Here is a 13,612-nt window from a genome sequence, read left to right as displayed (position 1 = left end):
CGGGATCTTCGACAGCCGAATATCGCTCGCCACGCTGCCGAGGCATGTGATGAAAAGGCTCAGACTTTTTCCACCTGTCGGGACCCTCCTGGCTTGCCTCTACCGCCCCTCGAAGCGGGGCGGTCTCTTCTCCAGGAAGGCGGCAACGCCCTCCTGGAAATCCCGGGAAGCGCCGGCCTTTTGCTGCAGCGCCGCCTCGAGCGCGAGCTGGGCGTCGAGATCGTTGCCGTCGCTGGCGAATACGGCTTCGCGTATCAGCCGATAGGCGAGGGCGGGCCCCCTCGCGAGCTTTTCGGCAAAGGCGGCAACGTCTGCTGCGAAATCGGCGTCCTCATAGACCTTGTAGACCAGCCCCAGCCGCAAGGCTTCCTCGGCCGGCACCGGCTCGGCCGTAAGCATCAGGGCAAGCGCACGCCTGGGACCTGTCAGGCGTGGCAGCAGCCAGGTGCCGCCGGCGTCGGGGATCAGGCCGATGCGGGCAAAGGCCTCCTGCAGGCTGGCGGAGCGCGCGGCCAGCACGATGTCGCAGGCGAGCGCGATGTTCATGGCGGCGCCGACGGCCGGGCCGTTGAGCGCGGCGATGATGGGCTTGGGCGCCGCGACGATCTGCTTGATCAGCGGATTATAGTCGCGCTCGAGCGCTGGGCCGAGATCGATGCGGCCGGCGGCATCGCGCGGCAGTTCCTCGGTGAGATCCTGGCCCGAGGAGAAGGCGCGCCCGGAGCCGGTGAGCACCACGGCCTTGACGCCGTCGTCCTGCATTGCCAAGGCCAGGGCCTCTCGCAACTCGGCATGGAGGGAGGCGGTGAAGGCGTTGAGCTTGGCGGGACGGTTCAGGGTCAGCGTGCGCACCGGACCTGCATTCTCGACCACCAGCTCATTCATGGCATTCCCTCGTTCAGCCACCGCCATCCCGCGCCAGGGCCGCCTCGATGGCACGGCGCCGGCGTATCTCGCGTTGCGCGGCATAGAGACCGCTGATGGTGATCAGCACCATGCCGAGCGCCGTCCACACATCGGGCAAATCGCCGAACACCACAAGCCCGACGATCACCGCAAGTGCGATGGCGGAATAGCGGAACGGGCTGACCACCGAGACCTGGACGCCGCGATAGGCGGCAATGACCAGCGCATGGCCGCCGACCAGGCATAGGCCGCCCAGCATGACGATCACCAGGTTATGCGCGGTGAGGGGCTGCCACTCCGCGAAGGCCGAACCGCCGAAGCCGGCGAGCGAGACCACGACCGTGGTGCCGAGCGTGGCCAGCAGCGTCGGCACCTTCGCGCCCATGCGATGGGTCACGAGGTCGCGTAGCGCAGTAAGGACGGCGCAGGCGAGGGAGGAGAGGATGAAGAGATTGAGCCCGTTCGCGGTGGGATGGGCCACGAGCATCACACCGGCAAAGCAGACCAGCACCGCCAGCCAGCGCCGGCCGTCCACCCGCTCTCCCAGCAGGAAGGCGGAAAAGGCGAGCAGCAGGATCGGCGTGATCTGTCCGACGGTGGTGGCCGTGCCGAGCGGCACATGGGTCAGGCCGACGAGCGAGGTGACCGCCACCATCACTTCCATGCAGCCGCGTATCAGCACTGGCCATTGGAAAATCCGGCGAAACTGCGGGCCGAGGCCACTGGCGAAGATCAGGCCGAGTACGAAAAGCGAGGCGAAGACGCCGCGAATGGCGATCACCTGGCTCACCGGCATCAAGCCTGTCGCGAGCTTGGCCAGGGCATCATTGCCCACGAAGCTCGTCATCGCCCCGATCATCAGGAGAATGCCGCGCTGGTTGGCACGCTGCTGGCCGAGATCGGCCTGCGTAAAGGGCACGCTGCTCATCAGGCCACCGCTTCCTGGACCTGGCGCGAGCGGACAAAGAGCAGGGCGATGCCACTGCCGACGATCAGCACCATGCCGATGACGGCAAGGCTGTTGGGCACCTCCCGCCAGACCACGAAACCAGCCGTCACCGCCCAGACCGTGAAGCTGTAATAGTAGGGCGCGACCACGCTGGCCGGCGCCCGGCGATAGGCCAGGAAGATCGCCATCTGGCCCAGCGTCACGATGAAGCCGGAGGCGATCATGGTGAGCCATTGCGCCGGGCTCGGCGGCATCCAGGGATGGAGGGCCAGGGCGGCCGCGCCGGTCGTCAGCGAGAGGATGAGGCCGCTGGCCGATAGCACCACGAAGGTGGGGATCGAGGAGGGGACGCCGCGTGTGAGAAGGTCCCGCATCGCCACCGTCATCGCCGTCAGGAAGGCATAGACAGCTGCCGGCGAAAGCCCGGCGCCCGTGGGCTGCGCCACCAGCACTGCCCCGAGGAAGCCGGCGCAGACCAGGACGAGGCGGATGGCGCCGATGCGCTCGCGGAAGATCACCGCGACCGCAATGATCACCAGGAGCGGCGCCGTCTGCCCGATGGCGATGGCATCGGCGATCGGCATGTTGGCCAGAGCCGCCATGTAGAACAAGGTCGAGGCGGCTTCAGACGAAGCGCGAAGCAGCACGCGCCAGTGGAATGCGCCGCTGATCTCGCGCCACTGCCCCATGACCAGCACAAACACTGCGCTGCAGATGAAGCCGAAGAAGCAGCGCATGAACAGCACCTGGAAGGGCTGCTGCAGCGCCTGCGCGGTCAGTTTCAACATGGAATCGGAGACGATGAACAAGCCCGTCGCGAGAACGACCGCGGCGATGCCAAACCAATGGGAACGGACGGATGTCATGAAGGATGCAATCAGAACACTGCCCTCGCGGAAAAAAGCGATGCTGCGGGGGCGAAGAAAGAATATTGCTCTATTTATACTTGTGCCAGTGATTTGGCAAAGACAAGCAGCCCGAATTTCAAGCAAAACGTCGCAGGCTGAACATGTCGAGGTCGAAGCGGCTGCGTCCCGATGTCGCCAGTTCCGCCAGGGCCTCGCCGATGGCGCTGGCGAATTTGTAGCCATGGCCGGAACACGGCGAGGCGACGATCACCTGCTCGAAGCCAGGCAGGGTGTCGATGATGAAATGCTCATCCGGCGTCATCGTGTACATGCAGGCCTTGAGGCCGAGCAGGTCGCCATTGGCGGCGGGAATATGCTTGGCGAGGCAGGCCCGCAGCAGGTCGCGCTGGGCGAATGAAGGCTGGCGGTCCGGCAGATGGGGATCGTAGGGCTCGCCACTGAAATGGGGCGAGCCGAGCTTGAAGCCCGGATGCTGCCAGAGCGGGAAGCCGTAGAAATGCCCCTCCTGCGCCTCAAGGGTGAAGACCGGAAAACGGGTCATGTCGAAAAGGGACGGCCTGAGCGGGCTGAACCAGCCGAGCGTCTGTCGCACCACCTGCGTCGAAGCCTGGAGGGCCGGCACGAGGTCGCCGATCCAGGCACCCGGGGAGAGGATCAACCGGCCCGCCTCGTAGACGCCGCGGTCGGTGGTCACGCGCACGCCGCCACCCGCGGTCGGCTTCCAGTCCAGCATGGCCTCGCAGCCATGGATCTCGGCGCCATAATAGAGGGCAAGAGTGACATGGGCGAGGATGGCGCGCTCGGAGGCGACGAAGCCCGATTGCGGCTGGTAGAGGCCGATATGGTCGGTATCGAGCGCGAAGGCCGGGAAGCGCTCTTCGATCGCCCTGCGGTCGAGCAGTTCATGGGAGAGGCCGTATTTCTCGCTGGCGGCGCGGGCGTCCTCGATGACGCCCGAGCCCTCCTGGCCGATATCGAGCGCGCCGACTTCGTAGAAAAGCGGCTCGCCGGTGATCTTACCGGTCTCGAGCCAGAGCTCGCGCGCCCGCTGCACCAGCGGCACATAGGCTTCGCCCTGGAAATAAGCGAGGCGAAGGATGCGGCTCAACCCATGCGATGAGCCCATGGCGTGGCCGATCTCGAATTTCTCGAGCCCCAGCACCCGCACGCCACGCCTGGCGAGCTGGTAGCAGGCAGCCGACCCCATGCCCCCGACACCGACGACGATGACATCATAGGGTCCGGGCATGGGCAGTACTTTCGCAGTTCAGGGACGCAGGCTCGCGCGCTAAGAATCAGTTTGCCCCGTCCTGACCGCCCGGTGCGATCAGGCGAAATGCCTTACCCGCCGGTCACGCTCATGTGGCGGCTGACGGAGGGCTGGCGGGTGCGCCGGTCGATGATGAAGTCGTGGCCCTTGGGCTTGCGGGCGATGGCGCGGTCGATCGCGGCGTTGAGGATATCGTTGCCCTCCGAGGCGCGCAGCGGCGCGCGCAGGTCGGCGGCATCCTCCTGTCCCAGGCACATGTAGAGTGTGCCGGTGCAGGTCACGCGCACGCGGTTGCAGCTTTCGCAGAAATTGTGGGTCATCGGCGTGATGAAGCCGAGGCGCCCGCCGGTTTCCTTGACGCGCACATAGCGGGCCGGGCCGCCGGTCGCATAGGGGATGTCTTCGAGTGTATACCTGTCCATCAGCTGCGCCCGCAGCATGGAGAGTGGCAGATACTGGTCGACGCGGTGGCCGGAGACGTCACCCATCGGCATCACCTCGATGAAGGTGAGATCCATGCCGCGGCCATGCGCCCAATCGATCAGGCCGCCGGCCTCGTTTTCGGTCATGCCCTTGATGGCGACGGCGTTGATCTTCACTGCCAGGCCTGCTTCCTGGGCCTTGTCGATGCCATCCATTACCTTGCCGAGATCACCCCAGCGCGTGATTGCCTTGAAGGCGGCGGGATCGAGCGTGTCGAGCGAGACGTTGACGCGCTTCACGCCGCAAGCCTTGAGCTCGGCGGCGTATCTGGCGAGCTGCGAGCCGTTGGTGGTCAGCGTCAGCTCATCGAGCCGGCCGGTATCGAGATGGCGAGAGATCGAATGGAACAGCGCCATGATGCCGCGACGCACCAGCGGTTCGCCACCGGTGAAGCGCAGCTTGCGCACGCCCTTGCCGATGAAGGCGGTGCAGAGCCGATCGAGTTCCTCGAGGGTCAGCAGATCCGCCTTCGGCAGGAAATTCATGTCTTCCGACATGCAATAGACGCAACGAAAGTCGCAGCGGTCCGTCACCGACACGCGCAGATAGTTGATCGCGCGCCCGAAGGGGTCGATCATTGGCAGCCCGCCTGCCATGATATGATCATCCAACACTTGGTAACTCCGAGGGGCATGTCCCCTTTGTCATTCTTCTAAGGCGACGGATAGCAGTCGTAAAGGCTGGCGCGCTACGTCAAATCCGGCTTGCGCCGCCCCATTCACGTCCTTATGTGGCGTGTAATCTCTCAAAAGGAAGATGCCGTGAGCGCCTGGCCCACCGAATTGCGCCTGTCCAAGGACAAAAAGACGCTGACCGTGACCTTCGACGACGGGAGGTCCTATACGCTCGCCGCCGAATTGCTGCGGGTGATGTCGCCCAGTGCTGAGGTGCAGGGTCACAACGCCGCCGAGCGCAAGACGGTGGGCGGCAAGATCAATGTCGCAATCCTGGCGGTCGATCCCGTCGGCAATTACGCCGTGCGCCTTTCCTTCGACGACATGCACAATACGGGGCTGTTCACCTGGGCCTATCTCGCTGAGTTGGGACGCGACAAGGACGAGCGCTGGGCGGCCTATCTGGCAGAGTTGCGGGAGAAGGGCCTGTCACGGGAGCGGCCCGGGCAGAGGTGAGACTGGGAGCGCGGACATCTTGTCCGCATCTTCCCATCCTTCACCTCTTGCGTTTCCAAGAGGCGGACAAGATGTCCGCGCTCCCAGTGTCTTAGGTCGGATCCTCGCGATGCAAATCGTGGATCGCCACCCCGCCTGCTGCTTCCGCTGGCGGCAGCAGCCATTGCTTGTGGCGCAGGGTGCGCTGCGTGTCTTCCAGGCCCATGCTCCAATGCTCGCGCATCGAGGTGCCCGAGAACTCGTAGTCCTTGGCATGGCCCTCGTAGTTCTTGTGCTGGTAGATGAGGTGCACGATGTTGACGGCGCCCGGCTTCACATGGGTTTCGATCAGCTTCTGCTCTTCCCTGGTCAGCATGTCCTTCGGTACGCGCTTGAGGGCATCGATGAGATGCGTCCTGATGCCGTGGATGCGCTTGAAATTGTCGGTGTTCTGGCGCGTGCGGCTCGAATACATGATGTCCTTGTGGCGCGACAGCACGTCCGGCATCGAGCGCGGCAGCACGCCTCGGGCGCTGAAGAGGTCGACCTGGAACACCAGCGAGGAGCGCTCTTCCTCCTGGTCGAGCAGATATTGAAGCGGCGTGTTCGAGACGATGCCGCCGTCCCAGTAATATTCGCCCTCGATGCGGATGGCGGGGAAGGCGGGGGGCAGGGCACCGCTGGCCATGATGTGCTCAGGCCCGACATGCACCTCGTCGGTGTCGAAATAGACGAAATTGCCGGTGCGCACATTGACCGCTCCGACGCTGAGACGCTTCTTGCCGTCGTTGAGGATGTCGAAGTCGATCACTTCCTCCAGCGTGTGGCGCAGTTCCTCGGTGTCGTAGAAGCTGGTCGCTCCTTCCGCACCGGACTGCTCGAACCAGGGATTGGGCGCGCGAGGCTTGAAGAAGCCGGGCTGGCCCTGTGTCATGGTCATCCAGGAGGAGGTACGGTTGCGGATGTCGCGGTAGATGTCGCCTTCCGGCGTGTAGGCCCAGATCTTGCGGCCGGAGATCTTCTGCCAGAACTGCTCCAGGCGCTGCAGCCGGTGGCGCGGTTCGTTGCCGGCGATGATCGAGGCATTGATCGCGCCGATGGAGACGCCCGACAGCCAGTTCGGCTCGCAGCCGGCATTGGCGAGAGCCTCGTAGACGCCGGCCTGATAGGCGCCCAGTGCGCCGCCGCCCTGGAAGACCAGCGCAATGCGGTCATACTGGGCCGAGATTTCTTCGATGGTGGCGCGGGCGGCCTTGTCTCTGTTGCGTTCAAGCACGGAGCTGTTCCTCGGAAAATACGCAAAAGGTTACATGCAGGGCGCTTTTGGTGTGCCGGTCTTCAGACAGGCACACCGAAAATCCTTCAGCCCTGGGAGACGATCGGATCGAGCATCGTCTTGGCGATGGGCTCGCGCGCCGGCTGGTCGGCCAGGTAATCGTGGATGACTTCGCCCAGGCCGAGGGTGAGGTCCGCCGTGAAATGGACGGCCGAGACGACTTCCAGCACCGGCAGCTTGGCGACATCGGCCATGACGTGGGGATGCAGGTCGAGGGCGGCCGGCGCCGTCCAGGCGTCCTTCAGGTGCACGTCGATGAGGTGGTAGCGCACCAGCTCGCAGATGCGCAGCGTGCCGTCGACATGCGGGATAATCTTGATCAGGTAGTTGGGCGCCTCAAGCGCAGCCTTGATGGCCTCCGGATCGGCCGCCTTGTGCTTGTAGCCCATGGTACCGGTGGCGCAGAGCACGCTGCCATAATGGAGCGTGCCGACCACGACTTCGCCCTCATGCACGATCTTCGGCCTGGCGAGCTTCTTGGGAAAGCCCCAGAGTTCGCGGCCGCCGGCGATGGGCGCATCGTCGTCGAGATACATCGAGTGGACATAGGCGCCGTGCTCGCCCTTGAAGCGCACGGGGATGACCTGTCCCGTTTCGGTATAGTCACCGAAGCCGGTGGAGTCGGGCATGCGGATGAATTCGTACTTCACCAACGGCTCGTCGATCTCGAGCGGCGCCGGGACCACCTTCTCCAGCGCCTCGCGCGTGGTGCGATAGGTGATGATGATGTATTCGCGATTGAAAAAACGATAGGGGCCGGGGGGATAAGAGGGATTGGTGAGCGGCATCGCATAGGCGCGCTTCAAAACGTCGGCTTGTTCCACGGGATATCCTTTGGGATCGGAAAAAGGGGATGGACGGGCAAGCGTTCATTTTGTTGCACGGCAGCATGACAGGCCCATGTCCATTCCGCAGTGCACAGGTGCTGTAATAAGGGCGACATCTGCGCGTGCCAGCCTTCGGTGCTTGGGCGCGTCCGCGTCCCTCCGTTTTCCCTTCCAAGAGATTTGAAATGGCTGTTCTCACGTCCAAGAATGCCCTGGTGACCGGTTCGACCAGCGGCATCGGCCTCGCCATCGCCCGTGCTTTTGCGGCCGAGGGCGCCAACGTCACCATCAACGGCTTCGGCGATGCGGATGCCATCGAAAAGGAACGCGCCAGCATCGAGGCCGATTTCGGCGTGAAGTGCCGCTATTCCGGCGCCAACATGATGAATGGCGAGGAAGTCACCGCCATGGTCAAGGATGCGGAAGCGGCCTTCGGCAGCCTCGACGTGCTCGTCAACAATGCCGGCATCCAGTTCGTCTCGCCGATCGACGAGTTTCCCGACGACAAATGGGAAGCGATCATCCGCATCAACCTGATCGCCTCCTTCTACGCCATCAAGGCCGTCCTGCCGGGCATGAAGCAGCGCAAATGGGGCCGCATCATCTCGACATCCTCGGCGCATGCCCTGGTCGCCTCACCCTTCAAGTCGGCCTATGTCTCCGCCAAGCATGGCGTGACCGGCCTGACCAAGACGGTGGCGCTGGAAGTCGCACGCGACGGCATCACCGCCAACGCCATCGCGCCCGGCTATGTCTGGACGCCGCTGGTCGAAAAGCAGATCCCGGACACCATGAAGGCACGCAACATGACCGAGGAGCAGGTCAAGAACGACGTGCTGCTCGCCGCGCAGCCGACCAAGGAATTCGTCACGGTCGACGAAGTCGCCGCCATCGCCGTGTTCCTGTGCACCGACTCGGCCAAGCAGATCACCGGCACGACGCTCTCCGTCGACGGCGGCTGGACGGCGGAATAGGCCTTCGGCGTATCTTGCAGAAACGGGTTCCGGCGAGCGCATGCGCCTCGCCGGAACCCGTTTCGTTGTTGTCCGATATCACGCCGCCAAATCTCAGGCGGCCAAATCTCAGCGCGTCTTACCCTCAGATCGAATCACCAAGAATCGCAAAATGCTTTTGATGCCAATGCGCTAACCTGGGAATCCGCTCCTACCTGGACGGATTTTGCTTTAGGCAGCCTTGTCGAGGACGACGAGGATGTCGGTGACTTCCCGGTCATGCAGCATCAGCGTCGTGTGCCTGTCGTCCGACCAGCCCGCGAGCTTGATGACGCGCCCGGTCATCTTGCCATCGTCGCCGGCCTCGGCCGGTTCGAGGATGATGAGGCCGCTTTCATCGATGAAGAAGGTGTGATTGCCGAACTGGCTGTTGAAGCGAGGCATCATCGGATGATCGTCGGGAATGGCTCTCGCCGGATACTGGCTCAGGGTACGCTCGACATGAGTGGACGTCAGTTTCATGGCACGTTCCTTTCTCCTTCCGCGGGCAACGAACGGCCCGCCAGGCGCAAGAACGCTAGAGACGAAATCTGTCCATCGTCCGATGCCGGCGCGACCATTCGATGAAAGCTGTATGGCCGCAATGTGCAGGGCGCTCCGACTATCGTCGTCATGACGCGGCCGCTCAGCCGCGGATGATCACCACGCGGGTGCCGACCTGCACGCGGTCGTAGAGATCGGTGACGTCGTCATTGGTCATGCGGATGCAGCCGGAGGAGACCGCTTGGCCGATGGTCTGCGGCTCGTTGGAGCCGTGGATGCGGTAGAGCGTCGAGCCCAGATACATCGCCCTTGCGCCGAGCGGGTTCTGGATGCCGCCCGTCATATAGGCCGGCAGATCCGGCCGGCGCCGGCGCATCTGGGCCGGCGGGGTCCAGCCCGGCCATTCCGCCTTGCGCGTGATGCGGTGCACGCCGCCCCATTCGAAGCCCGGACGGCCGACGCCCACGCCGTAGCGAATGGCCGTGCCGTCATCGAGCACCAGATAAAGCCGCCGCTCGGGCGAATTCACGATGATGGTGCCCGGCTTTTCGCCGCCATTATAGCGCACCACCTCGCGCGCGACGGGCGAGACGGCCGCCACCGCGCCTGCATTGGCAGGCTGGCGCGGGGTACCGAACAATGTCTCGAAAATAGTGGCCGCGTTGGCCGAAGAGGAGACGGCGCTGAGGCTCGAAACAACGAGCAGGCCTGTCAGAAGACGACGCATGATGGAAGCCCCGGATGGTTGAACGGAATCAGCCCCGATTCCAAGAAATTCAACAGACCAAGCAATGTCGCGATTGTCGGATTCTGCAACGGGAGGGTGCTTCGTCGAGGGCCCTGCGTCACGAAAATCAGGGGCTGTGTCCTGCCAACAACACATCCGAGGGCAGGGCGCCGCATGGTTCCCCGGGAAGGAGTTGGGCGACGCGATTGGCGTGATCTTGACGGACTATGGCAATCCTGCCAGGGGCGGGAAGGGCTCGACCTGCGGTAGAACATCGCCATTGGCAATAAGGAGGTAAAGATGAGTTCCGTCAGTGAGATTCCCGCCGCTTCGGCCAGCGCCGCTATCGAGCATTTCGAGCGGCGTCTGGCGCTCGAGACCGATTGTTCCGACGTGGCGCAGGCGCTCGGCGCCGGTGAGCAGGATTTCGTGCTGCTGCATGTGGTCGGCACGCCCGAGGCCTATCGGCGGCGCCATGTGCCCTGCGCGCTGCACCTCCCGCATCGCGAGATCACGGCCGAGCGCCTGTCTGAATGGCCCGAAGACACGCTGTTCGTCGCCTATTGCGCCGGCCCGCATTGCAACGGCGCCGACCGTGCCGCCCTCAAGCTCGCCCGGTTCGGCCGCCACGTGAAGATCATGATCGGCGGCATCACCGGCTGGGAGGACGAGGGCTTGCCCTTCGCCACCGGCGCCGAGCCCGGAAGCTTCAGGCGCGCGGCCTGACTGCAACCTTTGATTACAGAGCTAGCCTCTGCCGACAAAAGGGAACGCGGCCTTGCTGATACCGCGCCCCCGACTGAGGCTGTATGGCTCCGCTTTTTGGGTCACCCAAGGCCCGTCAATCGCGATGCCGCCTCTCTCGCAAGACGAGAAGATATCAGTCACAGCCGGTCCCCAGTTTACTAACCGGCAGATATCCCACCCTCCTCAATACTCCTGATAATCATCCCCCTGATCGCCATCATCATACTGCCGATAGCGCGGCGGCTGGTAATCATACCTCGGCTGCTGATAGTCATACCGTGGCTGCTGATAGCCATACCTTGGCTGCGGATCGTAATAATATTGCCGCTGGTAAGGGTGCTTGCGCAGATAGTGGCTGAGCTTGCAGCCGCCATAGCTGGTTACCTTGTAGCCGGGCGGGCAGGGGGCGTATTGAGCGAGGATGATCTGAAGAGCAGAGCCGGTCCTATCCGGAGCTGAAACCGGCATGGCCGAGGCTGCTGAGGCGGCCAGGACCATGGCGGCGGCCAGGGACGCGATGGAGTGGGGGCGGGGCATGGTTGCCTCCTTGTTGTACACGCCAGGGTGGCAGCGTCGCATGGCGAGGATGAACAGGGCTTGAATGACGCCGGCGAAGGTTGCAGCCGAGCGTATCTTTCGGACGGCTCGGCGCGACCGGATGGAGAATACCCGTTGCGTTGGCGCGTCGGCGCGCTGGTTCCGCATAAGGCACACTGTGTTTCGCCCTCTTGACAGGGTGCCGGTTGTGTGAGGAATATCGTTAGTACACAAACGATATTGCGGGCCTCCTTTCGAAAGGGCGTCGATGGCCATATCTGCTCAAAGCCGCGCTCGCGGCGCGCTTCTTGGCCTGGCGATCGGCGATGCCTTGGGCATGCCGACGCAATATATGCCGCGCGCCATCGTGGCGAAGCGCTATGGCATACTCGACCGTTTCGAGCCTGCACCCGAAGACAATCCCATCAGCCGCGGCATGAAGGCAGGGTGCGTGACCGATGACACCGACCAGGCGGTGATCCTCGGTGAGTTGCTGGTGGAAGGCGGCGGCTATGTCGATCCGCGCCGCTTCGCCGATGAACTCCTCGCCTGGGAAACCCGGATGATCGCGGCAGGTTCGGCCGATCTGCTCGGCCCCTCCACGCGCAAGGCATTGACGCTGATCGCCGATGGCATGCCGACCGACGAGACCGGCAAGACCGGCGCGACCAATGGTGCGGCAATGCGCGTGGCTCCGGTTGGCATCGCCTTTCCGGCAAGGCCCGTGGAAGGGCTCGTCGATGCCGTGTTCCAGTCCGGCCATGTCACCCACAACACCACCATCGGCCTCGCCGGCGCCTCCGCCGTGGCTGCAGCGGTCAGCGTTGCCATTGATGGCGCGAGCGTGAGCGAGGCCCTGCAGGCGGCGATCGAGGGAGCCCAGCATGGCGCCCGGCGCGGCTATTACTTCGCCGGTGGCGACATCGCGGCCCGTATCGGCTGGGCCATCGGCCTGGTGCGCGGCAAGACACAAAGCGAGGCGCTGGACCTCATCTACGATATCGTCGGCACCGGGGTTGCAACGCAGGAGGCCGTGCCGGCCGCCATGGCGATTCTCTCCCTCGTGCCTGAAGATCCCTGGCTCGTCTGCCGCCTGGCTGCCAGCCTCGGTGGCGACTGCGATACGGTCGCCGCGATTGCAGGCGCCGTCGCCGGTGCCTGCCACGGTATCGAGGGCTTCCCGCCGGCAGTGATCGCGGATCTCAAGACCGCAAACCCCTCGCTCGATCTCGAAGGGCTGGCGGATCGGCTGCTGTCGCTGCGCGGCAAGGCCTCGATCCTGCCGCCATCAGCCCACACGGGAGTGCGCAGCGCATGACGGCGAAGCCTAACCCGACCAGACTCTTGTCGGTGGGCAGCATCATCGCCGATGTGCGGATCGACGTGCCCATTCTGCCACCGCGTGGCGGGGATGTGCTGGGCTCGGGGGCATCCATCAGCGCCGGCGGCGGTTTCAATATTCTTGCCGCGGCGGCGCGAAACGGCCTCAAGGCCGCCTTCGGCGGTCAGCATGGCAATGGCCCTTACGGCGAGCGCATCCGTGCCGCGCTCCAATCCGAGGGGATCGAAGCGCTGATGCCGGCCAGCAGGATGGCGGACAGTGGCTTCTGCGTCGTACTCGTCGAACCGGACGGCGAGCGCACCTTCGTTACCAGCCCCGGCGTGGAGGCTCGCCCAGGGACGATGGCGCTGAGCGAGATCGCGCTTGGGCCAGCGGATGCCTTGTTCGTCTCGGGCTACGATCTTTGTTATCCGGATCTCGGACCGGCTATTGCGGACTGGATCGCTGTCCTGCCGACCAGCGCATGGGTGATGGTCGATCCAGGACCGCTGGTGACCGATATTCCCGTGGCGATCATGGCGGCGGTTTTTGCCCGGGTCGATGTGTTCACGCTCAACCGCCGGGAGGCAGGCCTTCTTTCCCAACGCCAGGATATGTCCGCAGGCGCCGCTGTCATCTTGCGCCGGCTGCGATCCGATGCTCTCCTCGTCATTCGCGATGGGCCGGCCGGCTGCTGGCTCTTTGGCGGACGGTTTGGCGCCGAGGGGCGGCATGTGCCCGCGCCCATTGTCCGCATGGTGGATTCCACCGGCGCGGGCGATGCCCATACGGGCGTGTTCCTGGCCTCGCTCGCGGCGGGACATGATTTTCTCGAGGCTGCCAGGCGTGCCAATGCCGCCGCCGCTTTTGCCGTAACCCGGAAGGGGCCTGCCACCGCCCCGCGCAAGGAGGAGCTGGACGCCTTCCTGGCGGCATAAGACAACAAAAACAATAAGATAGGGCGGATTTCTCGTAAGAGAAACGAACGCCCAGATGGGTCAAAACAATAAAAGCTGCTGTCACCATCGATCAAGG

15 protein-coding genes are annotated in these 13,612 nt (G+C 64.1%); 5 read left to right on the top strand and 10 right to left on the bottom strand.

What is annotated here, in order from left to right; translation table 11 throughout:
• Positions 1–99 precede the first annotated feature (99 nt).
• The 5 genes from QQL24_RS25590 to moaA all read right to left on the bottom strand — a co-directional run bounded on the left by QQL24_RS25590 (position 100) and on the right by moaA (position 5,073).
• Positions 100–885 carry an enoyl-CoA hydratase-related protein gene (locus tag QQL24_RS25590; protein WP_284315127.1) on the bottom strand — a complete coding sequence of 262 codons (786 nt, stop codon included), beginning with the start codon at positions 883–885 and terminating at the stop codon, positions 100–102.
• 13 nt (positions 886–898) lie between these two features.
• Positions 899–1,834 carry a DMT family transporter gene (locus QQL24_RS25585; protein WP_284315126.1) on the bottom strand — a complete coding sequence of 312 codons (936 nt, stop codon included), beginning with the start codon at positions 1,832–1,834 and terminating at the stop codon, positions 899–901.
• Entirely contained in the window at positions 1,834–2,721 is an 888-nt protein-coding gene (locus QQL24_RS25580; RefSeq protein WP_284315125.1) for a DMT family transporter, read from the bottom strand. The genes QQL24_RS25585 and QQL24_RS25580 overlap by 1 nt, the downstream gene beginning before the upstream one ends.
• 118 nt (positions 2,722–2,839) lie before the next feature.
• Positions 2,840–3,973: an N-methyl-L-tryptophan oxidase gene (solA, locus tag QQL24_RS25575; RefSeq protein WP_284315124.1), complete on the bottom strand. Its 1,134-nt coding sequence runs from the start codon at positions 3,971–3,973 to the stop codon at positions 2,840–2,842.
• 92 nt (positions 3,974–4,065) lie between these two features.
• The gene (gene moaA, locus QQL24_RS25570) at positions 4,066–5,073 is read right to left on the bottom strand and encodes a GTP 3',8-cyclase MoaA (protein ID WP_284315240.1); all 1,008 of its coding nucleotides are present in this window, start codon (positions 5,071–5,073) and stop codon (positions 4,066–4,068) included.
• A gap of 132 nt (positions 5,074–5,205) precedes the next feature.
• Here moaA and QQL24_RS25565 point away from each other — a divergent pair, with 132 nt between their 5' ends.
• Complete coding sequence (locus QQL24_RS25565; protein WP_284315123.1) at positions 5,206–5,607, top strand: gamma-butyrobetaine hydroxylase family protein; 402 nt, start codon at positions 5,206–5,208, stop codon at positions 5,605–5,607.
• A 91-nt stretch (positions 5,608–5,698) separates the two neighbouring features.
• Here QQL24_RS25565 and QQL24_RS25560 read toward each other — a convergent pair whose 3' ends face one another.
• Together QQL24_RS25560 and QQL24_RS25555 are read right to left on the bottom strand one after the other, a co-directional pair.
• Positions 5,699–6,862 (bottom strand): patatin-like phospholipase family protein, encoded by a 1,164-nt coding sequence (locus tag QQL24_RS25560; protein WP_284315122.1) that lies wholly within the window; start codon positions 6,860–6,862, stop codon positions 5,699–5,701.
• An 86-nt stretch (positions 6,863–6,948) separates the two neighbouring features.
• On the bottom strand, positions 6,949–7,746 hold the full coding sequence (locus QQL24_RS25555; protein WP_284315121.1) for an acetoacetate decarboxylase: 798 nt from the start codon (positions 7,744–7,746) through the stop codon (positions 6,949–6,951).
• 188 nt (positions 7,747–7,934) lie between these two features.
• On the opposite strand from QQL24_RS25555, the gene QQL24_RS25550 reads away from it, so the two are divergent.
• Positions 7,935–8,723 (top strand): 3-hydroxybutyrate dehydrogenase, encoded by a 789-nt coding sequence (locus QQL24_RS25550; protein ID WP_284315120.1) that lies wholly within the window; start codon positions 7,935–7,937, stop codon positions 8,721–8,723.
• 210 nt (positions 8,724–8,933) lie between these two features.
• On the opposite strand, the gene QQL24_RS25545 is transcribed toward QQL24_RS25550, so the two are convergent.
• Positions 8,934–9,224 (bottom strand): hypothetical protein, encoded by a 291-nt coding sequence (locus QQL24_RS25545; RefSeq protein WP_284315119.1) that lies wholly within the window; start codon positions 9,222–9,224, stop codon positions 8,934–8,936.
• A gap of 163 nt (positions 9,225–9,387) precedes the next feature.
• Positions 9,388–9,972, bottom strand: coding sequence for a L,D-transpeptidase (locus QQL24_RS25540; RefSeq protein WP_284315118.1), 585 nt, complete (start codon positions 9,970–9,972; stop codon positions 9,388–9,390).
• 300 nt (positions 9,973–10,272) lie between these two features.
• Between QQL24_RS25540 and QQL24_RS25535 the strand changes: the two genes are divergently transcribed.
• The gene (locus QQL24_RS25535) at positions 10,273–10,698 is read left to right on the top strand and encodes a rhodanese-like domain-containing protein (RefSeq protein ID WP_284315117.1); all 426 of its coding nucleotides are present in this window, start codon (positions 10,273–10,275) and stop codon (positions 10,696–10,698) included.
• 204 nt (positions 10,699–10,902) lie between these two features.
• Here the strand turns inward: QQL24_RS25535 and QQL24_RS25530 are convergent, their stop codons facing one another.
• Positions 10,903–11,256, bottom strand: coding sequence for a hypothetical protein (locus QQL24_RS25530; RefSeq protein WP_284315116.1), 354 nt, complete (start codon positions 11,254–11,256; stop codon positions 10,903–10,905).
• 268 nt (positions 11,257–11,524) lie between these two features.
• Between QQL24_RS25530 and QQL24_RS25525 the strand changes: the two genes are divergently transcribed.
• Both QQL24_RS25525 and QQL24_RS25520 read left to right on the top strand, forming a co-directional pair.
• The gene (locus tag QQL24_RS25525; RefSeq protein WP_284315115.1) at positions 11,525–12,574 is read left to right on the top strand and encodes an ADP-ribosylglycohydrolase family protein; all 1,050 of its coding nucleotides are present in this window, start codon (positions 11,525–11,527) and stop codon (positions 12,572–12,574) included.
• On the top strand, positions 12,571–13,515 hold the full coding sequence (locus QQL24_RS25520; protein WP_284315114.1) for a PfkB family carbohydrate kinase: 945 nt from the start codon (positions 12,571–12,573) through the stop codon (positions 13,513–13,515). Before QQL24_RS25525 ends, QQL24_RS25520 begins: the two co-directional genes overlap by 4 nt.
• Positions 13,516–13,612 lie beyond the last annotated feature (97 nt).

Origin of the sequence: Labrys miyagiensis, assembly GCF_030160835.1 — a bacterium.
In the GTDB taxonomy this organism is placed as follows: domain Bacteria; phylum Pseudomonadota; class Alphaproteobacteria; order Rhizobiales; family Labraceae; genus Labrys; species Labrys miyagiensis.
Note: the sequence above shows the minus strand (reverse complement) of the source record. Positions and strands in the feature narration are given on the sequence as shown.